The organism is Micromonospora fiedleri (assembly GCF_016774385.1).
GTDB lineage: Bacteria > Actinomycetota > Actinomycetes > Mycobacteriales > Micromonosporaceae > Micromonospora > Micromonospora gifhornensis.
In genome coordinates this window covers 805,517-828,750 of the sequence record NZ_JAETXL010000001.1, presented here as the reverse complement: position 1 = coordinate 828,750, position 23,234 = coordinate 805,517, and the positions used below count along the sequence as shown (strand labels likewise).

The window sequence follows — 23,234 nt, the reverse complement described above, 5'->3', positions numbered from 1 at the left end:
GCGTTTCGGGGACGTTTGAAGTGTGCGAAACAGTCCTTACGCGACACGCCGGGACCGGGCGGACAGGGCCACCCTGGGTGGCTAGCGTGCTGCGCAACGTCACGGTCGGGGTGGAGGTTGGGAGATGAACGAGGTGCTGCGGCTGGCGATGGCGAACAAAGGGGAGACGGCTGAGTCGTTGGCCGGGAAGGTTGGCGTCGACCCGAAGACGGCGGGTCGGTGGATCGCGGACGGGCGGGTTCCGCATCCTCGGACGAGGGTTGCTGTGGCCACGGTGCTCGGGCGGCAGGCCGAGGAGCTTTGGCCCGAGCCGTTCCGCCGCCGCGATCTGCCGTGGTTTCGGGAGTGGGCGGATCTGGAGCAGAAGGCCAGCTCGCTCCGATCATATGAGCCGCTGTTGGTGCCGGGGTTGTTGCAGACCGAGGCGTACGCCCGGGGGGTGTTGGCGACCGGCGGCCTGTTGTCGCCGACGGAGGTCGAGGAGATCGTCGCGGGGCGGATGGCGCGGCAGCGGGTGTTGGAGCGGGAGAGTCCGCTCCAACTGGTGGCGGTGATCGACGAGGTGGTGCTGCGTCGGCAGGTGGGTGGGGATCGGGCGGTGATGGTCGGGCAGCTCGGCCACCTGGCCGAGTTGAGCGAGCGGGAGCATGTGCAGGTACGGGTGATTCCGGCGGAGAACCCGTGGCACACCGGGCTGGCCGGGCCGTTCGTGCTGGCCCGTACGCCGGACGGCGGTGAGGCGGCCTATCTGGACAATCAGCTGCGCGGTCAGGTGGTGACCGAGCGTGCCGACCTTGCTAGCCTGAGCGCGAGATGGGAGAGCGTCACCGGTGAGGCGCTGCCCCGTCGCCAATCCATCGAGCTGATCAGGGAAGTGGCGACGACATGGAGATGACCGGCGCCCGTTGGCGCACCGCCACCCGCAGCAGCAACAACGGCGGCAACTGTGTCGAGGTGGCCGACAACCTGCCCGGCCGGATCCTGGTGCGCGACAGCAAGGACCGGGCCGGCGCCATCCTGACCTTCACCCCGGACGTCTGGCGCACCTTCGTCGCCGCCACTCCGCGCCGAGCTGGCCGCTGACTGTCGCGGGTCGCCGTGTCGGGCTGGCTGATCGACTCCGTTTCGCCGTAACGGCGGGGTCGACGCCGCTCTGATACCGCCATTCCGGCGAAACGGAGTCGATCAAGCGGGGTGGGTTAGGCGGTGCCCCAGGTGTAGGTCTGTTTGCGGAGTTTGAGGTAGACGAACGCTTCGGTGGAGACGACGCCGGTGACGGCGCGCAGGCGTTGCAGGATCTCCAGCAGGTGCTCGTCGTTGCGGCAGACGACCTCGGCCAGCAGGTCGAACGAGCCGGCGGTGATGACCACGTAGTCGACCTCGTCGAACTCGGCGATCCGGTCGGCGACCGACTCCAGGTCGCCGTCGGTACGAAGGCCGATCATGGCTTGTCGGGGGAAGCCGAGTTGGAGTGGGTCGGTCACCGCGACGATCTGCATCACCCCGGCGTCGAGCAGGCGCTGCACCCGTTGGCGTACGGCTGCCTCGGAGAGGCCCACCGCCTTGCCGATGGTGGCGTACGGTCGGCGGCCGTCCTGCTGCAGCTGTTCGATGATCTGCTTGGCCACGTCGTCGAGCAGGGCGTGGCTCGCGCCCTCGCGCACACTGACCCGGCGGCCCCCGTTGCCGTTGCCGTTGTCGTGCTGCCGGTTCGTCATCGACCGCTCCCCATGTCCGTCACTGGGCTGAGCCTAATGCCATCGGAGAGTTTGGCGTAATTCGTCGTCGGAAGCTAATGCGGCAACGGAATCCCTTGTACGAGAGGGTTCCTCATGTCAGGATCAGTCGTCCATCGCCATTGATCCTCCCGTCGGCGCGCCACCCCCGTCCCGCCGCCGACCGATCAATAGGAGTCGTCACATGCGTAGTGCCTTCCGGCCCCTCACCCGGCGTGGTCTGCTCACCGGCACCCTCGGTTCGGCTGCGCTGCTCGCTGCGGGTGGCTCCCTCGCCGGCTGTGGCACCCCGGCCGCCCAACAGACCGAGGCCGGCTGCGTCAGCGAGGACCTTTCCGGTACGGAGAAGAAGCTGGCCTTCTCCAACTGGCCGCAGTACATGGACGTCGACGATGACGACAACGCCAAGCGACCCTCGTTGGACGGATTCGTCAGCAAGACCGGCATTCAGGTGGCCTACACCGAGGATGTCAACGACAACAACGAGTTCTTCGGCAAGGTGCAGAACCAGCTTGCCGCGTGTCAGGGCACCGGGCGGGACATCATGGTGCTCACCGACTGGATGGCCGCCCGGATGATCCGGCTGGGCTGGATCCAGAAGCTGGACAAGGCGAACCTGCCCAACGTCGAGGCGAACCTGCTGCCGTCGCTGCGCAACCGCCCCTTCGACGTGGACAACCACCTCGCCGTACCGTGGCAGTCCGGTCTGGCCGGGCTGGCCTACAACGGCCGGGTCACCGGCGAGCTCCGTACGCTCGACGAACTGCTCACCCGCCCGGATCTCAAGGGCAAGGTGACCGCGTTGACCGAAATGCGTGACACCATGGGGCTGATGTTGATGTCCAACGGGCACAACCCGTCGGACTTCACCAGCAACCAGTTCGACGACGCGCTCAACAAGCTCAAGAGGGCCGTCGACTCCGGGCAGATCCGCCGGTTCACCGGTAACGACTACGCACCCGACCTGGCCAAGGGGGACATCGCGGCCTGCATCGGCTGGTCCGGTGACATCATCCAACTCGGCTTCGACGACGAGCAGATCAAGTTCGTGGTGCCCGATTCCGGGGTGATGCTCTGGTCGGACAACATGCTGGTGCCGAACAAGGCGACCCACAAGGCCAACGCCGAAGCGCTGATCAACTACTACTACGACCCTGCGGTCGCCGCTCAGCTCGCCGCCTACGTCAACTACATCTGCCCGGTGCAGGGCGCGCAGGCGGAGATGGAGAAGATCGACCCGGAGCTGGCCGCCAACCCGTTGATCTTCCCCGACGAGGCCATCCTCTCCAAGGCGCGGGTCTTCATGGCGTTGGACGAGAAGCAGGAGCGCGAGTACGAGACCAAGTTCCAGCAGGTTATCGGAGCGTGACGATGGCGCGGGAGACACCGGCGGGCGACCTGCGCCTGGCCAACCTCACCAAGACGTTCGGCGCGTTCACCGCCGTCGATGACCTCAGCCTGACCATCGGCCAGGGTTCGTTCTTCGCCCTGCTCGGCGCCTCCGGCTGCGGCAAGACGACCACGTTGCGGATGATCGCCGGGCTGGAGGAGCCGACCAGCGGACAGGTGCTGCTCGGTGACCGGGACATCGCCAGGCTGCGCCCGTACAAGCGGCCGGTCAACACGGTGTTCCAGAGCTACGCCCTCTTCCCGCACCTGGACATCTTCGAGAACGTGGCCTTCGGGCTGCGTCGACGCGGCATCCGGTCGGTGGACAGTCAGGTACGCGAGATGCTGTCGCTGGTGCAACTCGACGGGTACGAGCGGCGTCGACCGGCCCAGCTCTCCGGCGGCCAGCAGCAGCGGGTCGCGCTGGCCCGGGCGCTGATCAACCACCCGCAGGTGCTGCTGCTCGACGAGCCGCTGGGCGCGCTGGACCTCAAACTGCGTCGCCAGATGCAGATCGAACTCAAGCGGATCCAGACCGAGGTCGGCATCACCTTCGTGCACGTCACCCACGACCAGGAGGAGGCCATGACAATGGCCGACACGGTCGCGGTGATGAACGCCGGGCAGATCGAGCAGCTCGGCGCACCTGCCGACATCTACGAGTTCCCGGCCACCGCGTTCGTGGCCAACTTCCTCGGCCAGTCCAACCTGATCGCCGGTGAGGTCTCCGGCAGCAACGGCGACGACACCCTGGTCACCGCCCGGGGGGCGCGGTTCTCCGTACCGTCGGCCCGGGCCCGCACCGACAAAGGCCCGGTCTACCTGGGCGTACGCCCGGAGAAGCTGCACCTGGCCGGTGCCGCCGTGCAAGTGCCCGCCGGCAGTCAGCATCTCGACGGGACCATCTCCGACGCCTCGTACGTCGGGGTGAGCACCCAGTATCTGCTGCGCACCAGCTGGGGTACGGAGCTGAGCGTCTTCGTCGCCAACAGCGGGACGCAGCAGCGCTTCGCCGTCGGGGAGCGGGCCGTGGCGTACTGGGACCCGCGGCACGCCTTCCTGCTCGGCCGCCGCGCCGACGAGGAGGACCGCACCACACCGGTGCTCGACCAGCCGGTGGGCGCTTCCTCATGAGCATCCTGGCGCACGTACCCACCGGATCCGGGCAGCCGGCGTCGCCGCCGCAGGCTGCCCGATCGGCGCGCTACCGGTTCCTGCCGTACCTGCTGTTGTTGCCCGGCGCGGCCTGGCTGTTGCTGTTCTTCGCCCTGCCGCTGGTGCAGCTCGCCTCGGCCAGCCTCTACGACCCGGAGGGCTCGCTCTCCACCGGGTACGCGCTGACCTGGGCCTTCGGCAACTACCCGACCGCGCTGCAGCAGTACTGGCCGCAGTTCAGCCGATCGTTCCTGTACGCCGGCATGGCGCTGGTGCTGGCGTTGCTGATGGGTTACCCGCTGGCGTACGCGATCGCCCAAAAGGCGGGCCGCTGGAAGAACCTGCTGCTGGTCTGCGTGGTGGCCCCCATGTTCACCAGCTTCCTGGTGCGCACCCTGGCCTGGAAGACCATCCTGTCGGACAACGGTTGGCTGGTCGGGCTGCTGCGTGACGTGCACCTGCTCGGGCCGGACGGGCGGCTGCTGGCCACCCCGATCGCCGTGGTGCTCGGCCTGACGTACAACTTCCTGCCGTTCCTGGTGCTGCCGCTGTACGCGAGCCTGGAGCGGCTCGACTACCGGCTGCTGGAGGCCTCCAGCGACCTGTACGCCAGCCCACTGAAGACCTTCCGGCGGGTCACCCTGCCGCTGTCGATGCCCGGACTGATCGCCGGCACCCTGCTCTTCTTCATCCCGGCGACCGGTGACTACATCAACGCCGAACTGCTGGGCACCCCGAACCAGTACATGATCGGCAACGTCATCGACTCGGCCTTCCTGGTCCGGCTGGACTACCCGCAGGGCGCGGCCCTGTCGTTCCTGCTGATGTCGGCGATCCTCGCGGTGGTCTTCGTCTACCTGCGTCGGGCCGGGACGGAGGATGTCCTATGAGCCGTGTCTCCCGGTGGTTCGCCCAGCACTGGGTGATGGGGGTCGCCCTGCTGGTGCTCGGCTACCTGTTCCTGCCGATCGCCGTGGTCGCCGCCCTGTCGTTCAACCGCCCGTCGAGCCGACTGTCGTACGACTTCAACGAGTTCACCCTCGACAACTGGCGTAACCCGTGCGCCACCTCCGACATGTGCGACGCGGTGCTGCGCAGCGCGCAGATCGGCTTCCTCGCCACCGTGGCCGCCACCGCGCTCGGCACCCTGATGGCGTTCGCGCTGGTCCGGCACCGGTTCCGGGGCCGCTCCGGGCTCAACGTGCTGATCTTCCTGCCGATGGCCACCCCGGAACTGGTGATGGGCACCTCGCTGCTCGCCCTCTTCGTCGCCGGTGGGGTGCCGCTGGGCTTCTGGACCATCGTCATCGCGCACGTCATGTTCTGCCTGTCGTTCGTGGTGGTGACGGTCAAGGCGCGGCTGGCCGGGATGGACCGGCGGCTGGAGGAGGCCGCGATGGACCTGTACGCCAGCGAATGGCAGACATTCCGCCGGATCACCCTGCCGCTGGTGCTGCCCGGCATCGTCGCCGCCGCCCTGCTGGCCTTCTCGCTGAGCTTCGACGACTTCATCATCACGAACTTCAACTCGGGCACCACCGTCACGTTCCCGATGTACGTCTGGGGTGCCGCCCAGCGGGGCATCCCGCCGCAGGTCAACGTCATCGGCACGGCCATGTTCGCGATCGCGTTGCTGCTGGTGCTGGCCACCATGCTGCGGGGGCGGCGGGCCCGCCGGTCGGTGATCACGGCGGCCGTACCGACGCCCCGGGCGGCCAGCCGGTCATGAACCTCCCGCCGCCCGGCCGGGCCCTCACCGACGCGGTACGCGCACCGTACTGGCTCGACCGGCCGGAGCGCCCCGACCCGGTCCCGCCGCTGGCCGGGCCGACCAGCGCCGACCTGCTGGTGATCGGTGGCGGGTACGGCGGGTTGTGGGCCGCACTGCTGGCCAAGCAGGCCGACCCGGGACGGGACGTGCTGCTGGTGGAGGCGGGCACCTGCGGCTGGGCGGCGTCCGGACGCAACGGCGGGTTCTGCGCCGCCTCGCTGACCCACGGGCTGGCCAACGGGGTGCAACGCTTCCCCGACGAGATCGACGAGTTGGAGCGGCTCGGTCGGGAGAACCTGGACGACATCGCGGCGACCGTGGCCGCGTACGGCATCGACTGCGACTTCGAGCGTACCGGCGAGTTGGCGGTGGCGGTCGAGCCGTACCAGCTCGACGGGTTGGCCGAGGACGTCGCGTTGGCCCGCCGGTACGGCCACGACGTCAGCCTGCTCGACGCCGACGAGGTACGGGCCGAGGTGGACTCACCGACGTACCTCGGCGGGTTGTGGGACCGCGACCGGGTGGCGATGCTCGACCCGGCGCGACTGGCCTGGGGGCTGCGTCGAGCCTGCCTCGACCTCGGGGTACGCATCCACGAGCACACCCGGGTGACCGGGCTGCGTCGGGCCGGTGCGGCGCTGCTCGCCGAGACCACAGGTGCCGACCGTGTGCCCGGGGCGGTACGCGCCGACCGGGTGGTGCTGGCCACCAACGCGTTCCCGCCGCTGCTGCGCCGGCTGCGCGCCTGGGTGGTGCCGGTGTACGACTACGCGCTGATGACCGAACCGTTGACGCCCGCGCAGCGCGACGCCATCGGCTGGCGCAACCGGCAGGGGTTGGCGGACACCGGCAACCAGTTCCACTACTACCGGATCACCGGCGACGGTCGGATCCTGTTCGGCGGCTACGACGCGGTCTACCACTACGGCAACCGGGTGGCCCCGGCCCTCGAACAGCGCGACGCCACCTTCACGGCCCTGGCCACGCACTTCTTCACCACCTTCCCGCAACTGGCCGACGTGCGGTTCAGCCACCGGTGGGGCGGGGTGATCGACACCTGCACCCGGTTCTGCGCGTTCTTCGGCACCGCGTACGACGGGCGGCTGGCGTACGCCGGCGGCTACACCGGGCTGGGGGTCGGGGCGACCCGGTTCGGTGCGCGGGTGCTGCTCGACCTGGTCGCCGGGGCGGACACCCCGCTGACCCGGCTCGCCCTGGTGCGCAACAAGCCACTGCCGTTCCCGCCCGAGCCGGCCCGCGCGGTCGGCATCGGGCTCACCCGCTGGTCCATGGCCCGCGCCGATGCGCATGAAGGGCGGCGCAACCTCTGGCTCCGTACGCTCGATCGGGTTGGTTTGGGGTTTGATTCCTGATGCGTGTCCTGCTTGTCGGCGCTGGTGGGGTCGGTGCCGCCGTCGTCGCCATCGCGGCGCGGCGCGCCTTCTTCGAGACCATGGTGGTCGCCGACTACGACCCCGCCCGCGCGGCGCGGGCCGTCGCCGGCCGCGACGCCCGCTTCGCCGCGGCGACGCTTGACGCCGGCTCCGCCGAGGCGGTCGCCGCAGCCTGCCGCGAACATCGGATCACCCACGTGCTCAACGCGGTCGACCCGCGCTTCGTCATGCCGATCTTCGAGGGGGCGTACGCGGCCGGCGCCGACTACCTGGACATGGCGATGTCGCTGTCGAAGCCGCACCCGACCCGGCCCTACCGGGAGACCGGCGTCAAGCTCGGCGACGAGCAGTTCGCGGTGGCGCAGCGGTGGGCCGACGCGGGCCGGTTGGCACTGTGCGGCATCGGCGTGGAACCGGGCCTGTCCGACGTCTTCGCCCGCTACGCCGCCGACGAACTGTTCGCCGAGATCGACGAGATCGGGGTACGCGACGGGGCGAACCTGACCGTCGACGGCTACGCCTTCGCGCCGTCGTTCTCGATCTGGACCACCATCGAGGAGTGCCTGAACCCGCCGGTGATCTGGGAGGACGGGCGCGGCTGGTTCACCACCGAGCCGTTCAGCGAGCCGGAGGTGTTCCACTTCCCCGCCGGCATCGGTCCGGTCGAGTGCGTCAACGTGGAACACGAGGAGGTGCTGCTGATCCCGCGCTGGGTGCCGGCGAAGCGGGTCACCTTCAAGTACGGCCTCGGCGACGAGTTCATCGAGGTGCTCAAGACGCTGCACAAGCTCGGCCTTTCCGCGACGTCGCCGGTACAGGTGGGCGGGGTGTCGGTGTCGCCGCGCGACGTGGTGGCCGCCTGCCTGCCCGACCCGGCCACCCTCGGCGACCGGATGCGCGGCAAGACCTGCGCCGGCACCTGGGTACGCGGCACCGGCCTCGACGGCCGCCCCCGCGAGGTCTACCTCTACCACGTGGTCGACAACGAATGGTCGATGCGCGAGTACGGCCACCAGGCGGTGGTCTGGCAGACCGCCATCAACCCCGTCGTCGCCCTGGAACTGCTGGCCGGTGGCGCCTGGTCGGGCGTCGGAGTGCTCGGCCCCGAGGCGTTGGCACCGAAACCCTTCCTCGACCTGCTCACCGACTACGGCTCACCCTGGGGCATGGAGGAACGATGACTCGCTACGGCCCGATGTTCGGCCCCGACGTCACCTTCCTCGGCGTGCCGCCGTGCACCATCGAGGAACCGGTGACGTACGCCGACGCCGACGTGGTCATCATCGGTGCGCCCTTCGACGGCGGCACCTCCCACCGCCCCGGCACCCGGTTCGGCCCGTCGGCCATCCGCCAGGCCTGCTACCTGCCGCACGACGGCTCCCGCCCGTCCCTGGCCATGCGCGTCGACGCCCTCAAGGACCTGTGCGTGTACGACGGCGGTGACGTGGAGATGTTCTCCGGCGACATCGACCGCTCCCTGGCCGCCCTGGAAACCGCCGTGTACGCGGTGACGTCGGCCGGCGCGATCCCGGTGATCCTCGGCGGCGACCACTCCATCGCCCTGCCCGACGCCACCGGAGTGGCCCGCCACCACGGGCTCGGCCGGGTGTCGCTGCTGCACTTCGACGCGCACGCCGACACCGGGGACATCGAGTTCGGCTCCCTGCACGGGCACGGCCAACCGATGCGTCGACTCATCGAATCCGGTGCGGTACGCGGCGACCGCTTCCTCCAGATCGGACTGCGCGGCTACTGGCCGGGGCCTTCGACTCTGCGGTGGATGGCCGAGCAGCGGATGCGCTCGTACGAGATGACCGAGATCGTGGCCCGGGGCCTGGACGACTGCCTGTCCGAGGCGTTCGACATCGCCACCGACGAGTGCGCGGGAGTCTTCCTCTCCGTCGACGTGGACGTGGTCGACCCGGGCATGGCACCCGGCACCGGCACCCCCGAGCCCGGCGGCTTCACCTCCCGCCAACTGCTCGACGCGGTCCGCCGGGCCTGCTACGAACTCCCGATCGTCGGAGTCGACGTGGTCGAGGTCGCCCCACCGTACGACCACGCCGACATCACCGCCTACCTGGGCAACCGCATCGTCCTGGAAGCCCTCTCCGCCATCGCCCGCCGCCGCCACGACGCCACCGGCACCCCACCCTGGACCCCCACCCAACCCCTCCTAGACTCCCGCTGACCCCACCCCCACGCCCCGCGCGTCCTCGCGCCCTGCGCCCCCCTCACGCCCGCGCGCCCCGCGCTCCAGCCCCGCCGATCTTGCACTTTTGGTCGGGGCATACGGGACATAAGACGTGAATTAGCGACGCAAAGTGCAAGATCGACGAGGTGGGGGGTGGGTGGGGTGAGGGTGGGGGTGGGCGTGTCTAGCACGGGGGAGGGGGTGGGTGGGGGTTATCCACAGGGTGGGTGGTTGTCCACAGGGGGTGGGTGTGGGGTGGAGGGGTGGGCGGGGTGCGGGGCAGGGTGCCGGGATGGCTGCTCAACTGTGGCGGGTGGAAACCCTGATGCGCACACTGACCGCTCGTCGGCTTCGTACCCGGCTCAGTCGGGAGGAGTTGCGCCGGGTGCGGCGAGGTGTCTACGCCGATCAGCCCGTCGACGACGAGGACGAACTGCGGGCGCTCCTGCTGTGTCTGCCGGCGGGGACCATGCTGGCTCGGCAGACGGCGGCCCGGCGGCACGGATTCGGCGTACTGCGCGACGATCTCGTGCACGTCCAGGTGCCACCCACCGTACCGAAGCCCCGGCTGCCGGGGCTGGTGGTGCATCACTGCGTGCTGCCGGTGCAGCCGGTGCTCGTGCAAGGGCTGCCGTGCGTACCGGCGGCGCGCTGTGCGGTCGACCTCGCGCGTACGGTGCGCGGTTCGATGCTCTTCCCGTCCTGGATTCGGCGCTGCGCGCCGAGGCGGTCACGCCGGACGATCTGCTCGCCGAGGTGTGCGCACATCGCGGGCTACGTGGGGTGCGGCAGGCGCGCGAACTGGTGCCGCTGGCGGACGGTCGGGCGGAATGCCGTCAGGAGAGCCAACTGCGGTTGGTGCTGCTGGACGGCCGGCTGCCTCCACCCGAGCCGCAACTGTGGGTCCCGGACCGCTACGGCACGCTGCGTTACCGCCTTGACCTGGGCTACCGGGAGCGCAGGGTCGGCATCGAGTACGACGGCCTCACCCACCTGGACCGCGATGCCCTGCGGTACGACCGGGAGCGCGTCAACTGGCTCGACGCGCAGGGCTGGCGGATGCGCTACTTCACGGACCGCGACCTCTACCGCCGCCCCGCCCACATCGTCGCCACCATCCGAGCCGCCCTCTCCTGACCGCCCCCGCCTCCTGCTGCGCTTCCGCCTCCCGCCGCGCTTCCGCCCTCTGCCGGGTCTTGACCCCCCGCTGGGCGCCCAGCCCGTCGGCTCACCACGCCCCTCGCCCTGCGCCAGCCCGCCCTGGTCCGCTCCGGCCGCTCCGGCCCCCGCGATCTTGCACTTCCTGTCGCCGTAAAGGGGACGTAACTAGCCCAATGGGCGACCCAAAGTGCAAGATCGCGGGGCCGAGCCCGGGCGGGCTGGGCCTGGGCGGTCGGGCGGAGTGGGGCGGGGTCGGGCGGAGTGGCAGGGCGGGGGTGGGGTGGTGGGTGTGGGGTGGGTCACTTTGAGGGGGTGGGGAGGGGGTGTTTGGGGGTGGTTGGGGCTGCTGGGTGGGTGGCTGGAGGGGGTGGGAGGGCCTGGACTTGTGGTCGGGGCGGTGGCGTGGAGGATTGCGGCGGCAGGCGCTTACAGAACCCTTAACTCCGGCCTGCGAACGTGTGCCGGACAGTTGCGGATCACGGGGGAGTGCACGTGCGGGTGTTGGTGGCGGACGACGAGCGTTTGCTGGCGGACACGGTCGCCGAGGGGTTGCGCCAGTTCTCGATGGCGGTCGACGTCTGTTACGACGGCGGCGGTGCCCTGGAGCGGATCGGGGTGAACCGCTACGACGTCGCCGTGCTGGACCGGGACATGCCGGTACACACCGGCGACGAGGTGTGCCGCAGCCTCGCCGAATCCGGGGCCACCACGCGGGTGCTGCTGCTCACCGCCGCCGCCGGCATCCGGGACCGGGTGGAGGGGCTCGGTCTCGGTGCGGACGACTACCTGACCAAGCCGTTCGCCTTCGCCGAGTTGGTGGCGCGGGTGCAGGCGCTCGGGCGGCGTTCGGCGCCGGCGGTGCCGCCGGTGTTGCGCCAGCACGGTGTGGCGCTGGATGTGGCCCGGCACACGGTGACCCGGGACGACCGTGAGGTCAGCCTGAGTCCGAAGGAGTTCGCCGTGTTGCACGTGCTGATGCGCGCCGAGGGGCGGGTGGTCAGCGCGGAGGAACTGCTGGAACAGGCCTGGGACGAGTTCGCCGACCCGTTCACCAACGCCGTCCGGGTCACCGTGATGACGTTGCGTAAGAAGCTCGGCACGCCGCAGATCATCCACACCGTGCCGCGGGCCGGATACCGGATCGGCGGTACGAAAGCATGACGCCACGTCGGCGGATCCTGGTGGTCGGCGCGGCCGCCCTGGTCGTCGGGATCGCCATGCCCCTCGTGGTGAAGAGGGTGCTGAACCTGGTGTGGATCTTCGGCCAGCGGCTCTGCGACGCCGGGGTGCCCGGGGTGAGCACGGCGTGCGGGGCGGCCGGGAGCGTCGTCGGCCAGCTCAGCTTGTTGACTGGCCTCGTGGTCCTGGTGATCGCGCTGGTCGGGATCTGGGCCGCCGGGGCGTGGTGTCTGCGTCCGGTGAGTGATCTCGCCGGGCCGATCGCGCACGTCGGGCCGCAGAATCTCGGCTACCGGATCCGGCCGCGCGGCAATGACGAGATGGCCCGGCTGGCCCGTGCCATCGACGACATGATGGAACGCATCGCGGCCGGCTACGAGGGCCAGCGCAGGTTCGCCGCGAACGCCTCGCACGAGTTGCGTACGCCGTTGGCGGTGCAGCGGACGCTGATCGAGGTCGGGATGGCCCGTTCGCTCACCGGCGAGCAACTCGAACTGTTGACCAGCCAACTGTTGGAGACCAACGAGCGCAACGAGCGGCTGATCGAGGGTCTGCTGGCGCTCAGCGAGAGCGACCAGGGACTGCGGGCGCGGCTCCCGCAGCGGCTGGACGAGATCGTCGGCACGGTCCTCGCCGGATACCAGGAACGGGCCGAGGAGGCCGGGGTGACCGTGCAGAGCCACCTCACACCCCGGGTGGTCATGGGCGAACGGGTACTGCTGGAACGCCTGGTCAGCAACCTGGTGGAGAACGCGATCAAGTACAACCGGCCGGGCGGGACGCTGACCGTGACGGTCGGCCGGGAAACGGCGCTGACCGTGGTCAACAGCGGTCAGGTGGTGCCAGCCGAGGCGGTGGCCGGGCTCTTCGAGCCCTTCCGCAGGCTCGCCCGGGACCGTACGAACCACAGCGGCGGGGCGGGCCTCGGCCTGGCCATCGCCCGCTCGATCACCCAGGCGCACGACGGCCTGATCGCCGCCCGACCGGCCGAGTACGGCGGTCTACGAGTCGACGTCCAGCTTCCCAAGGCGCCCTGACCCGGTTCAGCCGACCACGCACCGCACCCACACCGACAGCACCGCACCCCACATCGACCGCCGAGCGCGGCAACTCGGCCTTCGGCGTGCCCGGAATCGGGCGCTGCCCGGCAGAGAGGAGCACCACCATCGTGACCACCCGAGAGCACACGGCACCGCCCACCAGCGCTGCCCCGGCTCCGACCGGGCCGGCCCACGACGGGCGGTGCGGGGCAGCCCACGACGGGCGGTGCGGGGCAGCCCACGACGGGCGGTGCGGGGCAGCCCACGACGGGCGGTGCGGGTCGGTGCCGGTCGGGGAGTCCGGGTCGGCCCACAGCGGACAGTCCGGGTTGGTGCCGGTCGGGGAGGCCGAGTCGGCGAACGGCGGGCGTTCCGGGTCGGTGCACGACCGGCACGGCGGGTCCGCCGGTGGGCGGCTGGCCTGGGCGGACGTCGCCAAGGGTGGCTGCATCGTCCTGGTCCTGCTCTGGCACGTGATCATGAAGGACTACCTGCAGATCGAGTGGCGGCTCGCCGTGCCGGTGCCCGGCGCCTGGGGCGCTTTCGGCGAGCTGTTGCTGCCGATGCGGATGCCACTGTTCTTCACCATCTCCGGCATGTTCGCGGCCGCCGCCGTGCACCGGCCCTGGCGGGCGGTGGCCCGCTCCCGGGTCGCCAAGTTCCTCTACCTGTACGCCCTCTGGCTGCTGATCCACACCGCCGTGCTGGCCTTCGCCCCGGACTTCCCCACCGATCGGGCGAGCAGCGTGGGCCAACTGCTGGCCCAGCTCACCATCACCCCGTCCAACCTCTGGTACCTGTACGCACTGGCGCTCTACTTCGTACTGGCCAAGGCGTTGCGTCGGGTCCACCCGGCGGTGCTGCTGGGCGCGGCGGGCACGCTCGCCGCCGTCGCGGCCACCGGGTTGCTGGACACCCCGGGCAACCGGGGTGGGCTCTACCAGAATCTGGTGTTCTTCCTTGCCGGTCTGCACCTGCGGCCGTACGTGCTGAGGTGGGCGCAGGCGGTGACCGGCCGACGGCTGCTGCTCGCGGCGGCGGCGTACGGCATCGGGTCTGCGGTTTTGCTCGCCACCGACGTCGGTCGGCTGCCCGGCGTGGCGGTGCTGGTGTCCACCGTCGCGGTGCTGTTCGGCATCGCCGGGGCGGTTCGCCTCACCCGGTGGCCGGTGGTCGCCGAACCGTTGGCGGCCCTCGGCCGGCACACACTGCCGATCTACGTGATCCACATGCCGGTGCTCGCCCTGCTGCATTTGCTGATCGCCGACCGGGTCGCCGACCTGGACGAGCCCGCCCGGCTGGCGCTGGCCTTCGGCTTCCCGTTCACGCTCACCGTCGCCGTGCTGGCGCTGAGCCTGGGCGTGCACCGGACCCTGCTCGCCGCCCGCGCGTGGTGGCTGTTCGACCTGCCCGCCCGGCGACGCGCCGACCTGCCCGCCCGGCGGGAGGCCGCGTCGACGTGATCAGCACCCGGCCTGCCATCCACCTGACCGGCGTTTCGCCGGCTGAATCAGAAGGAGACGACATGTCCCGCTCAGCTTCCCCGGAGGTCGACCCAGCCCGGGTCGATGTGGCGGAGGCCGCCCGCTGGCTCGACGGCCGGGTGCTGCGTACCCCGTTGCTGCGGTCTCCGGCGATCGACCGGCTGGCCGGCGTGCGGGTGCTGATGAAGGCGGAGAACCTGCAGCGTGGCGGCTCGTACAAGATGCGGGGCGGGCTGTTCGCGGTCGGTCGGCTGGTGGCGGCCGGGCACCGTGGGGTGGTTGCGCAGAGCACCGGTAACCACGCGGTCGCGGTGGCGCTGGCGGCGCGGCGACACGGGGTGGCCGCCACGGTGGTGCTTCCGGTCGACGCGCCCACGACGAAGGTCGAGCGGGCCCGGGCGGCGGGTGCGCGGGTGGTGTTCGCCGGTACCGACGTCGAGCAGCGGCTGGCAGTGGCCCGGCAGATCAGCGACGAGACCGGCCACCCGATCGTCGACGCGTACGACCATCCGGACGTGGTGGCCGGGCAGGGCACCGCAAGCCTCGAACTGATCGAGGAGGCCGAGCGGGCCGGCACTCCGCTGGACGCGCTGGTGCTGCCCGTCGGTGGGGGCGGCGGCGTGGCCGGGGCGTGCCTGGCCGCCGCCGGGCGGCCGATCGAGGTGTACGGCGTCGAGCCGTACGGCTGCGATTCGCTGGCCCGCAGCCTGGACGCCGGTCGACCGGTCCCGGTCACGCCCGCACCGACGATCGCCGACGGTCTTCGGCCGTCCTGCGTGGGTGCGCTGCCGTTCGCCATCGTCCGGGACCGCCTGCGCGGCGTGATTCGGGTGGACGACGAGCAGATAGCCGAGGCGTTCCGGCTGCTCCTGCTGGAACTGAAGGTGCTGGCCGAGCCGTCCGGGGCGGCCGGCCTGGCCGGCGTACTCCGACTGACCGGCCGCACCGCCGACCAACCCGGCGGCCGGGACGCGGAGCGTCAGGGCGGGGCAGAGGGCGCAGGCGGGAGTGGTACGCGGCGGCTGCACACGGTCGGTGTGGTGCTGACCGGCGGAAATGTGGAAGCGGACCTGGTCGCCCGACTGGCGACCCCGCATCGGATCGAGGAAGGGGCGGCAGCATGAGCGAGCGTCACAGCGGGGGAGCGCGACGGGACGGCGGCAGGCCGCAGGTGATCGGGGTGCTGTTCGGTGGGCCGTCCGCGGAGCACGAGGTCTCCTGTGCCTCGGCGCTCGGGGTGGCGCGGGCGCTGGTCGGCGGCGGGTACCAGGTCGTGGCGCTCGGCGTCACCCGGCAAGGCCGGCTGCGGCTCGTCCCCGAGGAGACACTGGCCGCCCACATCGACGGTACGGCAGCGGCGCGGGCCATCGACGACCGACTGTCGGTGACCGGGGCGGCCGTGGAACTGCGGGCCGGCGAGCGGCCCGGCACGGCACTGGTCACCGGGGCGGAGTCGCCGGGCGAGGTGCACGCCGTACTCGATGTGGTCTTTCCGGTCCTGCACGGCCCGTACGGCGAGGACGGCGTGGTGCAGGGGTTGCTCGAATCGCTGGGTGTGCCGTACGTGGGTTGCGGGATCCTCGCCTCCGCCGTCGGGATGGACAAGGTGGCGATGAAGCGGGCGCTGCGGGCCGAGGGAGTGCCGATCACCCCGCACGTCTGGTTCGACGAGCACACCTACCGCACCACCGAGGACGTGGAGAAGCTGGTGGTGGGGCTGCGCCGACCGCTGTTCGTCAAGCCGGCGCGGATGGGTTCGTCGATCGGCATCTCCCGGGTCACCGAGGACGACGACCTGGCTGCGGCGGTGGAGGAAGCGCTGCGGCACGACAACCTGGTGGTGGTGGAGCAGGGTGTCACCGGCCGGGAGTTGGAGTGCGGGGTGCTCGGCGGGACCCGTCCCGAGGCGTCCACCGTGGGCGAGGTGCGGGTCACCGGAGGCTGGTTCGACTATCAGCAGAAGTACTTCGGCGACGCCGATCCGATGGTGGTGCCGGCGGTGCTGCCCGACGAGGTGACCGAGCGGATCCGGGACCTGTCGCTGCGGGCGTTCGCCGCGATCGGCGGTTGGGGGCTGGCCCGCGTCGACTTCCTCTACGACGAGTCGGCCGGCGAGTTGTACGTCAACGAGTTGAACACGATGCCCGGCTTCACCGCGCACTCGATGTACCCGAAGGTGTGGGCGGCTGCCGGGGTCGGCTACCAGGAGATCGTCGACCGGCTGGTCGCGCTCGCAGTCGAACGGCAGGCGAGCCGTCCCACCAGCGAGGAGGGCCAGGCGTGATCCTGCTCTGCGATCCCCGGGTGGCGGCGGTGCCCGGCGTGGACGACGGTGACCCCCTGGTCGACCTGCGGGACGTACCCGAACTGCGGCTCGACGACCGGGCGGCCGATCCGGCCGGGGCGTACGCCCGGTTGCGTCATCAGGTGGTGGACCGGCTGCTGGCCGCGCAGCGCACCCTGCCCGACGGCCTGCGCCTGCTGGTCATCGAGGGATACCGGCCGTACGAGGCGCAGCTGAACATCTTCACCGCCTACCGCGACGAGTTGCGCCGCAACCATCCGGACTGGTCGCCGCAGCGGGTGTACGAGGAAACCACCAAGTTCGTCTCCCCGGTGGAGGTGGCGCCGCACAGCACCGGCGGGGCGGTGGACCTGACCCTGTGCACCGCCGACGGGATCGAGGTGGACATGGGCACCGCGGTGGACGCCACCCCCGAGGCGAGCGGAAACGCCTGCTTCACGGCCGCCACGTCGATCGGCGCGCCTGCCCGCCGGTACCGCCGGATCATGGGTGCCGCGCTGGCCTGCGCGGGACTTGTCAACTACCCCACCGAGTGGTGGCACTGGTCCTACGGCGACCGTTACTGGGCACTGATGACCGGGGCACCGCACACCCGCTACGGTCCGCTGTGAGGGCGTGGCATCGGGTGAGGGGTGGCGTCATCCTGTGCGGGCGCGGTGTCGGAGCGTCGATGTGAAGGTTTGTTTCCGGTCCACCTGAACCCGACAGCGCTCCCACGCCGTACCAGCATCCGAACGCAGATGCCGAGGTACGGGAGGCGACAGGTGAAGGTGCAGCGCAAGCACATGCTGGCGGCGGGGGTGGCGGTGGTGGCCGCCGGGGCCTTGGCGGTGAGCACCGGACTCGGCTTCGCCGACAGTACGCCGACCGCCCAGAGCGTCTGCTCCGGCTCGATCACCTTCTCGGCCGAAGGGGGTGCCCCCGCCGCCACCAGCAACCAGTTCCCGGTCGGGACCCGGCTACGGGTGACAAACCTGGACAACGCCAAGACGGCGGAGGTGACAGTGGTCGGGCCGTCGGGCAGCTGCGTACTGCTCAACTCCGCCGCGATGGACCTGGTCCGCGAACCGGGAAAGAACGTCATCCGGCGTAACGTGGTCGAGCGGCTGGGCGGTGTCGCCGTACCGCCCAGGCAGCCGGGCCAGGTCGCCGACCGGCCCGGCGTCGCGTCACCGCCCGCGGTCCGCCCGGTCGACGGGTCGGCCTGTCAGGGCGCGATCACCTTCTTCGAGGAAGCCGCCGCCCCGGCCGCCACCAGCGACCGGTTCCCGGTCGGCACCCGACTGCGGGTGACCAACCTGGACAACAACCGGTCGACCACGGTGACGGTGACCGGTCCGTCGGGCAGTTGCGTGCTGCTCAACTCCGCGGCGATGGAACAGATCCGGGAACCCGGCAAGAACCTGGTCCGCAACAACACCGTCGAACTGCTGCGCTGAGACGGTCGATGCGGAAAGAGTTGGGTGGGTTCCGCAGCGTCTGCGGAACCCACCCAAGTCAGGCGATGGTGGCGTCCAGGATGTCCAGCCTTGGGATCCGGCTGATATCACCCGCGTCACAGCTTGACGACGGCGTCCTCGGCGAAGGTGAAGAGCCCGGCGTCAAAGGTGATGCTGGTCAGCTTGGTGCCCTTCGGTACATCGAAGTATACGAACGCCCGGATTGAATTGCCGGGGTTGATCTCGTTGAGGAAGCCCGCGCCATCCTTGTTGCCGTATATGCCGGCGGTGCCATTGGCGCCGTACTCGCGTCCGCTGCCGTCCTGCGCGGTTACCGTGCCATCGGCGTGGAAGAGTTGTTCTTTTTTCGTCACATTCTTGACCGAGATGTCGGCTCGGCAGAACACTCCTTGCGCCTTCGTGTTCAGGAACGAATCGCCGACCGAGTTGATTCCGCACTTCACTCCGTGCACAACGAACTCGAAGTCTCCGCCTCGCACAGGCTTGCCGATCTTGTACGTCTTCGGCTCGTCCTCGGTTGGCTCCGGCTCCGGCTCTTTGGAATCGGGGGTGGTCGGAGGAGCTGGCGACGGCTTCGCCTCGGTGACCGGTGGCGGCGCTGAGCCCGCCGCCGTAGAGGTGTCGGTGGTGGCCGGATCGCCGACTAGGGCGACGATCATCGACCCGCCGCAGCAAAGCACCAGCGTTGCCGCAACGCCGATCAGAGTCGGGATCAGCCACCGCTTCTTTCGGGCCGGTGCGACCGGAGCGCCCGGGAATGGCTGGCCCATTGCCGGCTGACTGCCAGGGGCAGGGTAAGCCGATGGTGTCGAAGAGTGATGGACTGACGAGTGCGCCGCAGAAGGCGGCTGGTTGACCTGGTATGGCGGCTGCTGGTCGGGGTGTCCCGGAACACTCACAAGAAACTCCACAGGTGAAATGGCGCGTCCGTCCCCACAACGAACGCCTCGATGACCCTGCCCGAGCATTCTTAGATCGCCATCAACTTATCTGACCGGACATTCCGCTGTCTGGTCGACCGAAGGTGACGAAAAGTAGACGAAGGGGAGCCGTATGTGGGAGGGTTGTCGAGAATCCGCTGGTCAGGGCACCAAGCTGCTGTTTGTTCCTGGCGAGCGCAACGATGAAGTGTCGGGCTGCCGACACGTCCGCCCGCTGGCGTGGCCCTCTCCAATTGGCGAGTCGGGCTGCCGGTCTCTATGTTTCTTGATGGTGATGCGAGAGTTCCGTTTTGGCTGAATCCGGACACGCGGTTGCGGCCGGCCCAGCGAATATTGGCTGAAACAAAGGTCCTTGCGCGCCGACTTTCCCAATTGCTATCAAATTCAGGGGCGAAGATGGCTGACTCGGGTTCGGGCTTGAATGAGTGTCAGGTAAGAAACCTGGAAATTGACGGAGAGGACACCGATCTCATGCGGGATCCGGTCCAGGTTCCTGTCAAAGGAAGACTATTTCCCCGCCAGAGGAAGGCCCTAATTGCTGGTGCAGCCGGAGTGCTTATTTTCGTCGCTGGAGTTGCGCTGGGCGGAGTCATCGACTTCGGTGGACTGGACAGCCCTCTGGGTTCAATCTCAGGTTCTTCCAGCGAGTCGTTGCCCTTCGCGGCGGCCAAAAAGAGCTGCGCCCCCCACTCTGCGTTCGTTGTGGTTGGCGACGAAGGGCGGACGCTTACGGTGAGAGGCCAGGGGAAGGAGGATGCGGGTCTGCCGATTGCGTCAATTGCCTGCCTGTTGACCGAGTTGGGGACGCCAGATTCGGTTGTTGCCGAAATGGATTCGACGAGGGCTTTGGATGGTAGGCGATCGGGCCACTGGGGCGACATCCGTGCAAACTGGAGCTATCACCCAAGCAGTGGAATGAATTTGGTTTTCACGGTTGCTGACTAGCATGCCCCGGTGAATGCCGGCAAGAAGTGCGCGTTTTCCTAGAAGGAGTCGGGTCTCTGCGAACTGCCAATTCCGAGAGGCTGGCGATGTCCGCTCGCCGCTGATCAGGCCGGCGACTGTCCCGCCGTCTGCTCCGCTCAGGCTGGACCTCGGCGCTTGCACGGTCTATGTCGCTTGCTGCGTTGAGACCGGGCCGGGTGGCTGTCGCGCGGTGCGGACGCGGCAGTCACCCGGCCGTCTCGTGTCACCCGAAGGCGGCGTCGAGGATCTCCATCGCACGGGACAGTTCGTCGTCGGCGATGACCAGCGGGGGCAGGAAACGCAGCACGTTGCCGTAGGTGCCGCAGGTGAGGGTGAGCAGGCCGGCGGCGTGGCAGGCCGCCGAGACCGCCGTCGTGGCGGCCGGGTCGGGAGTGAGGGTGCCCGGCTGCACGATCTCCACGGCCAGCATCGCGCCGCGACCGCGTACCTCGGCGATCGCCGGATCCCGTTCGGCGATCGCCCGCAGCCGGGCACCCAGTACGGCCTCGATCCGCCGGGCCGCACCGGCCAGGTCCAGCTCGTGCATGGTGTCGATCGAGGCGAGCGCGGCGGCGCAGGCGATCGGGTTGCCCCCGTAGGTGCCACCGAGCCCGCCGACGTGCACCGCGTCCATCAGCTCCGCCCGGCCGGTCACCGCGGCCAGCGGCAACCCGCCGGCGATGCCCTTGGCCAGGGTGATCAGATCCGGTTCGACGCCCTCGTGCTGGCAGGCGAACCAGTCGCCGGTGCGGCAGAAGCCGGTCTGGATCTCGTCGGCGATGAAGACCACCCCGGCCGCCGTCGCCCACTCGCGCAACGCCGGCAGAAAACCCGCCGCCGGTACGACGAAACCGCCCTCGCCCTGGATCGGCTCGATCAGCAACGCCGCCACGTTCTCCGCACCGACCTGCTTCTCCACCAACTCGATCGCCCGAGCCGCGGCGGTGGCCCCGTCCAGGCCACCGTCGCGCAGCGGGTACGACATCGGCACCCGGTAGATCTCCCCGGCGAACGGCCCGAACCGGTGCTTGTACGGCATGTTCTTCGCGGTCAACGCCATGGTCAGGTTGGTCCGACCGTGGTACGCGTGGTCGAAGACCACCACCGCCGGCCGCCCGGTGGCGTGTCGGGCGATCTTGACGGCGTTCTCCACCGCCTCGGCACCGGAGTTGAACAACGCCGAACGCTTCTCGAAGCCGCCCGGGGTCAGCTCGTTGAGCTGCTCGCAGACCGCCACGTACGACTCGTACGGCGCGACCATGAAGCAGGTGTGGGTGAAGCGTTCGACCTGGGCGCGTACCGCTTCGACCACCTTCGGGGCGGAGTTGCCCACGTTGGTGACCGCGATGCCGGCGGCGAAGTCGATCCACCGGCGGCCCTCGACGTCGGTGAGGGTGCCGCCCGAGGCGGTGTCGACATAGGAGGAAATGACGCTGCCGACACCCCGCGCGACGGCCGAACCCCGCCGCTTGTGCAACTCCGCTGAAGACGTCATGAGATTGCTGTGCCTTCTTTCGTTCGCGACTGCGGGGCTCGCAACCCCGGCTCACTCCTCGCGCTCACTAGCCCTCGATGTTGTGCATGACGTGCTTGATCCGGGTGTAGTCCTCCAGGCTGTAGATCGAGAGGTCCTTGCCGTGCCCGGAGTGCTTGAAGCCGCCGTGCGGCATCTCGGAGATGAACGGGATGTGGGTGTTCACCCAGACGCAGCCGAAGTCGAGTCGGCGGGTCATCCGCATCGCCCGGCCGTGGTCGCGCGTCCAGACCGAGGCGGACAGACCGTAGTCGACGCCGTTGGCCCAGCGCACCGCCTCGTCCTCGTCGGAGAAGCGCTGCACGGTGATGACCGGGCCGAAGACCTCCTGCTGGATGATCTCGTCGGCCTGTTGCAGACCGGCGACGACGGTCGGGGCGTAGAAGTAGCCGCGCTCGCCCACCTGCGCACCGCCGGTCTGCAGGTTCGCGTGGTCGGGCAGCCGGTCAACGAAGCCGCGTACCCGGGCCAGTTGGTTGGCGTTGTTCAGCGGGCCGTAGAGCACGTCGGCGTCGTCCGGCGCGCCGGTCCTGGTGTTGCGGGCCTGCTCGGTGAGGGCGGCGACGAAGTCCTCGTGTACGCCGGGCGTGGTCAGCACCCGGGTGGCGGCGGTGCAGTCCTGGCCGGCGTTGAAGTAGCCGCCCATCGCGATGGCCTCGGCCGCCGCCGCGATGTCGGCGTCGTCGAAGATCACCACCGGTGCCTTGCCGCCCAGTTCCAGGTGGGTGCGCTTGAGGTCGGGCGCGGCGGCGGCGGCGACCTCCATGCCGGCCCGGGTGGAACCGGTGATCGACACAAGCTGCGGGGTGGGGTGCGCGACCAGGGCACGACCGGTGTCCCGGTCACCGCAGACCACGTTGAACACGCCCGGCGGCAGGACCTCGGCGGCGATCTCGGCCAGCAGCAGCGTCGACACCGGCGTGGTGTCCGACGGCTTGAGCACCACCGTGTTGCCGGCCGCCAGCGCGGGCGCGATCTTCCAGACCGCCATCATCAGCGGGTAGTTCCACGGGGTGACCTGGGCGCAGACGCCGATCGGCTCGCGCCGCACGTACGAGGTGTGCCCGGCCATGTACTCACCCGCCGACCGGCCCTCCAGCAGCCGGGCGGCGCCGGCGAAGAAGCGGAACTCGTCCACCGCGGGCGGCAGCTCCTCGTCGGCGGTGAGCTGTCGGGGCTTGCCGGTGTTGCGGACCTCGGCGTCGACCAGGTCGGCGGCCCGGGCCTCGACCGCGTCGGCGAGCTTGAGCAGGGCCTTCTGCCGCTCCGCCGGGGTGCTGTCCCGCCAGCTCTCGAAGGCGGTGGCGGCGGCCCGCATCGCCGCGTCGACATCGGCGGTCCCGGAGACCGGGGCCTGGGCGAAGACCTCCCCGGTGCAGGGGTCGATCAGGTCGGCGTAGCCACCGTCGACCGGCTCGACGTACTCGCCGTTGACGAAGTTGCGCAGCTTCTGCTGGTCACTCATGACAGGATCACTCCGAAGGGTCCGGGGGCGCGCTGCGGCGGTTATCGCAACCTTCGTGCC

Annotated in this window: 22 protein-coding genes; 18 read left to right on the top strand and 4 right to left on the bottom strand. The window is 69.8% G+C overall.

What is annotated here, in order from left to right; genetic code table 11:
• Positions 1 to 124 precede the first annotated feature (124 nt).
• Positions 125 to 895 carry a helix-turn-helix domain-containing protein gene (locus JMF97_RS03825; RefSeq protein ID WP_203220225.1) on the top strand — a complete coding sequence of 257 codons (771 nt, stop codon included), beginning with the start codon at positions 125 to 127 and terminating at the stop codon, positions 893 to 895.
• Positions 886 to 1,083 (top strand): DUF397 domain-containing protein, encoded by a 198-nt coding sequence (locus JMF97_RS03820; RefSeq protein ID WP_203220224.1) that lies wholly within the window; start codon positions 886 to 888, stop codon positions 1,081 to 1,083. Before JMF97_RS03825 ends, JMF97_RS03820 begins: the two co-directional genes overlap by 10 nt.
• A 116-nt stretch (positions 1,084 to 1,199) precedes the next feature.
• On the opposite strand, the gene JMF97_RS03815 is transcribed toward JMF97_RS03820, so the two are convergent.
• Positions 1,200 to 1,718 carry an Lrp/AsnC family transcriptional regulator gene (locus JMF97_RS03815; protein WP_013731695.1) on the bottom strand — a complete coding sequence of 173 codons (519 nt, stop codon included), beginning with the start codon at positions 1,716 to 1,718 and terminating at the stop codon, positions 1,200 to 1,202.
• A gap of 202 nt (positions 1,719 to 1,920) precedes the next feature.
• On the opposite strand from JMF97_RS03815, the gene JMF97_RS03810 reads away from it, so the two are divergent.
• From JMF97_RS03810 to JMF97_RS03745, 15 genes are all read left to right on the top strand, one after another.
• Positions 1,921 to 3,105, top strand: coding sequence for a polyamine ABC transporter substrate-binding protein (locus tag JMF97_RS03810; protein ID WP_013731696.1), 1,185 nt, complete (start codon positions 1,921 to 1,923; stop codon positions 3,103 to 3,105).
• Positions 3,106 to 3,107: 2 nt separating this feature from the next.
• Positions 3,108 to 4,259 (top strand): ABC transporter ATP-binding protein, encoded by a 1,152-nt coding sequence (locus JMF97_RS03805; RefSeq protein ID WP_203220318.1) that lies wholly within the window; start codon positions 3,108 to 3,110, stop codon positions 4,257 to 4,259.
• The gene (locus JMF97_RS03800) at positions 4,256 to 5,170 is read left to right on the top strand and encodes an ABC transporter permease (protein ID WP_203220223.1); all 915 of its coding nucleotides are present in this window, start codon (positions 4,256 to 4,258) and stop codon (positions 5,168 to 5,170) included. Before JMF97_RS03805 ends, JMF97_RS03800 begins: the two co-directional genes overlap by 4 nt.
• Positions 5,167 to 6,009, top strand: coding sequence for an ABC transporter permease (locus JMF97_RS03795; RefSeq protein ID WP_203220222.1), 843 nt, complete (start codon positions 5,167 to 5,169; stop codon positions 6,007 to 6,009). Before JMF97_RS03800 ends, JMF97_RS03795 begins: the two co-directional genes overlap by 4 nt.
• The gene (locus JMF97_RS03790) at positions 6,006 to 7,424 is read left to right on the top strand and encodes an NAD(P)/FAD-dependent oxidoreductase (RefSeq protein ID WP_203220221.1); all 1,419 of its coding nucleotides are present in this window, start codon (positions 6,006 to 6,008) and stop codon (positions 7,422 to 7,424) included. The genes JMF97_RS03795 and JMF97_RS03790 overlap by 4 nt, the downstream gene beginning before the upstream one ends.
• A complete protein-coding gene (locus JMF97_RS03785; protein ID WP_203220220.1) occupies positions 7,424 to 8,626 on the top strand; it encodes a saccharopine dehydrogenase family protein in 1,203 nt (400 codons plus the stop codon). The genes JMF97_RS03790 and JMF97_RS03785 overlap by 1 nt, the downstream gene beginning before the upstream one ends.
• A complete protein-coding gene (gene speB, locus JMF97_RS03780; RefSeq protein WP_203220219.1) occupies positions 8,623 to 9,636 on the top strand; it encodes an agmatinase in 1,014 nt (337 codons plus the stop codon). Before JMF97_RS03785 ends, speB begins: the two co-directional genes overlap by 4 nt.
• Before the next feature lie 636 nt (positions 9,637 to 10,272).
• Positions 10,273 to 10,776, top strand: a complete 504-nt coding sequence (locus JMF97_RS31910; RefSeq protein WP_307816750.1) for an endonuclease domain-containing protein — start codon at positions 10,273 to 10,275, stop codon at positions 10,774 to 10,776.
• 516 nt (positions 10,777 to 11,292) lie between these two features.
• A complete protein-coding gene (locus tag JMF97_RS03770; protein WP_203220218.1) occupies positions 11,293 to 11,961 on the top strand; it encodes a response regulator transcription factor in 669 nt (222 codons plus the stop codon).
• Entirely contained in the window at positions 11,958 to 13,016 is a 1,059-nt protein-coding gene (locus JMF97_RS03765) for a sensor histidine kinase (RefSeq protein WP_203220217.1), read from the top strand. The genes JMF97_RS03770 and JMF97_RS03765 overlap by 4 nt, the downstream gene beginning before the upstream one ends.
• A gap of 287 nt (positions 13,017 to 13,303) precedes the next feature.
• On the top strand, positions 13,304 to 14,482 hold the full coding sequence (locus JMF97_RS31045) for an acyltransferase family protein (protein WP_307816749.1): 1,179 nt from the start codon (positions 13,304 to 13,306) through the stop codon (positions 14,480 to 14,482).
• Between the two features lie 62 nt (positions 14,483 to 14,544).
• Positions 14,545 to 15,627, top strand: coding sequence for a threonine ammonia-lyase (locus JMF97_RS31040; protein ID WP_238358524.1), 1,083 nt, complete (start codon positions 14,545 to 14,547; stop codon positions 15,625 to 15,627).
• Positions 15,624 to 16,787 (top strand): D-alanine--D-alanine ligase family protein, encoded by a 1,164-nt coding sequence (locus JMF97_RS03755; RefSeq protein ID WP_203220216.1) that lies wholly within the window; start codon positions 15,624 to 15,626, stop codon positions 16,785 to 16,787. Before JMF97_RS31040 ends, JMF97_RS03755 begins: the two co-directional genes overlap by 4 nt.
• Positions 16,784 to 17,419: a M15 family metallopeptidase gene (locus JMF97_RS03750; RefSeq protein WP_203220215.1), complete on the top strand. Its 636-nt coding sequence runs from the start codon at positions 16,784 to 16,786 to the stop codon at positions 17,417 to 17,419. Before JMF97_RS03755 ends, JMF97_RS03750 begins: the two co-directional genes overlap by 4 nt.
• 153 nt (positions 17,420 to 17,572) lie before the next feature.
• The gene (locus JMF97_RS03745) at positions 17,573 to 18,247 is read left to right on the top strand and encodes an RlpA-like double-psi beta-barrel domain-containing protein (protein ID WP_203220214.1); all 675 of its coding nucleotides are present in this window, start codon (positions 17,573 to 17,575) and stop codon (positions 18,245 to 18,247) included.
• A 116-nt stretch (positions 18,248 to 18,363) separates the two neighbouring features.
• On the opposite strand, the gene JMF97_RS03740 is transcribed toward JMF97_RS03745, so the two are convergent.
• Positions 18,364 to 19,038, bottom strand: coding sequence for a DUF4352 domain-containing protein (locus tag JMF97_RS03740; protein WP_238358523.1), 675 nt, complete (start codon positions 19,036 to 19,038; stop codon positions 18,364 to 18,366).
• A gap of 390 nt (positions 19,039 to 19,428) precedes the next feature.
• Between JMF97_RS03740 and JMF97_RS03735 the strand changes: the two genes are divergently transcribed.
• Positions 19,429 to 20,154 carry a hypothetical protein gene (locus tag JMF97_RS03735; RefSeq protein ID WP_203220213.1) on the top strand — a complete coding sequence of 242 codons (726 nt, stop codon included), beginning with the start codon at positions 19,429 to 19,431 and terminating at the stop codon, positions 20,152 to 20,154.
• A 244-nt stretch (positions 20,155 to 20,398) separates the two neighbouring features.
• Here the strand turns inward: JMF97_RS03735 and gabT are convergent, their stop codons facing one another.
• Together gabT and JMF97_RS03725 are read right to left on the bottom strand one after the other, a co-directional pair.
• Entirely contained in the window at positions 20,399 to 21,670 is a 1,272-nt protein-coding gene (gabT, locus tag JMF97_RS03730; protein WP_203220212.1) for a 4-aminobutyrate--2-oxoglutarate transaminase, read from the bottom strand.
• A gap of 67 nt (positions 21,671 to 21,737) precedes the next feature.
• Positions 21,738 to 23,174, bottom strand: a complete 1,437-nt coding sequence (locus tag JMF97_RS03725) for a gamma-aminobutyraldehyde dehydrogenase (protein ID WP_203220211.1) — start codon at positions 23,172 to 23,174, stop codon at positions 21,738 to 21,740.
• Between the last annotated feature and the right edge of the window lie 60 nt (positions 23,175 to 23,234).

Bases quoted from the DNA above. Each gene is read 5' to 3' on its own strand.
- JMF97_RS31040 (WP_238358524.1), top strand. From the start codon at position 14,545: ATGTCCCGCTCAGCTTCCCCGGAGGTCGACCCAGCCCGGGTCGATGTG.
- gabT (WP_203220212.1), bottom strand. From the start codon at position 21,670: ATGACGTCTTCAGCGGAGTTGCACAAGCGGCGGGGTTCGGCCGTCGCG.
- speB (WP_203220219.1), top strand. From the start codon at position 8,623: ATGACTCGCTACGGCCCGATGTTCGGCCCCGACGTCACCTTCCTCGGC.
- JMF97_RS03810 (WP_013731696.1), top strand. From the start codon at position 1,921: ATGCGTAGTGCCTTCCGGCCCCTCACCCGGCGTGGTCTGCTCACCGGC.
- JMF97_RS03790 (WP_203220221.1), top strand. From the start codon at position 6,006: ATGAACCTCCCGCCGCCCGGCCGGGCCCTCACCGACGCGGTACGCGCA.
- JMF97_RS03800 (WP_203220223.1), top strand. From the start codon at position 4,256: ATGAGCATCCTGGCGCACGTACCCACCGGATCCGGGCAGCCGGCGTCG.
- JMF97_RS03805 (WP_203220318.1), top strand. From the start codon at position 3,108: ATGGCGCGGGAGACACCGGCGGGCGACCTGCGCCTGGCCAACCTCACC.
- JMF97_RS03755 (WP_203220216.1), top strand. From the start codon at position 15,624: ATGAGCGAGCGTCACAGCGGGGGAGCGCGACGGGACGGCGGCAGGCCG.
- JMF97_RS03825 (WP_203220225.1), top strand. From the start codon at position 125: ATGAACGAGGTGCTGCGGCTGGCGATGGCGAACAAAGGGGAGACGGCT.
- JMF97_RS03740 (WP_238358523.1), bottom strand. From the start codon at position 19,038: ATGGGCCAGCCATTCCCGGGCGCTCCGGTCGCACCGGCCCGAAAGAAG.
- JMF97_RS03785 (WP_203220220.1), top strand. From the start codon at position 7,424: ATGCGTGTCCTGCTTGTCGGCGCTGGTGGGGTCGGTGCCGCCGTCGTC.
- JMF97_RS03815 (WP_013731695.1), bottom strand. From the start codon at position 1,718: ATGACGAACCGGCAGCACGACAACGGCAACGGCAACGGGGGCCGCCGG.
- JMF97_RS03820 (WP_203220224.1), top strand. From the start codon at position 886: ATGGAGATGACCGGCGCCCGTTGGCGCACCGCCACCCGCAGCAGCAAC.
- JMF97_RS03725 (WP_203220211.1), bottom strand. From the start codon at position 23,174: ATGAGTGACCAGCAGAAGCTGCGCAACTTCGTCAACGGCGAGTACGTC.
- JMF97_RS03765 (WP_203220217.1), top strand. From the start codon at position 11,958: ATGACGCCACGTCGGCGGATCCTGGTGGTCGGCGCGGCCGCCCTGGTC.
- JMF97_RS03795 (WP_203220222.1), top strand. From the start codon at position 5,167: ATGAGCCGTGTCTCCCGGTGGTTCGCCCAGCACTGGGTGATGGGGGTC.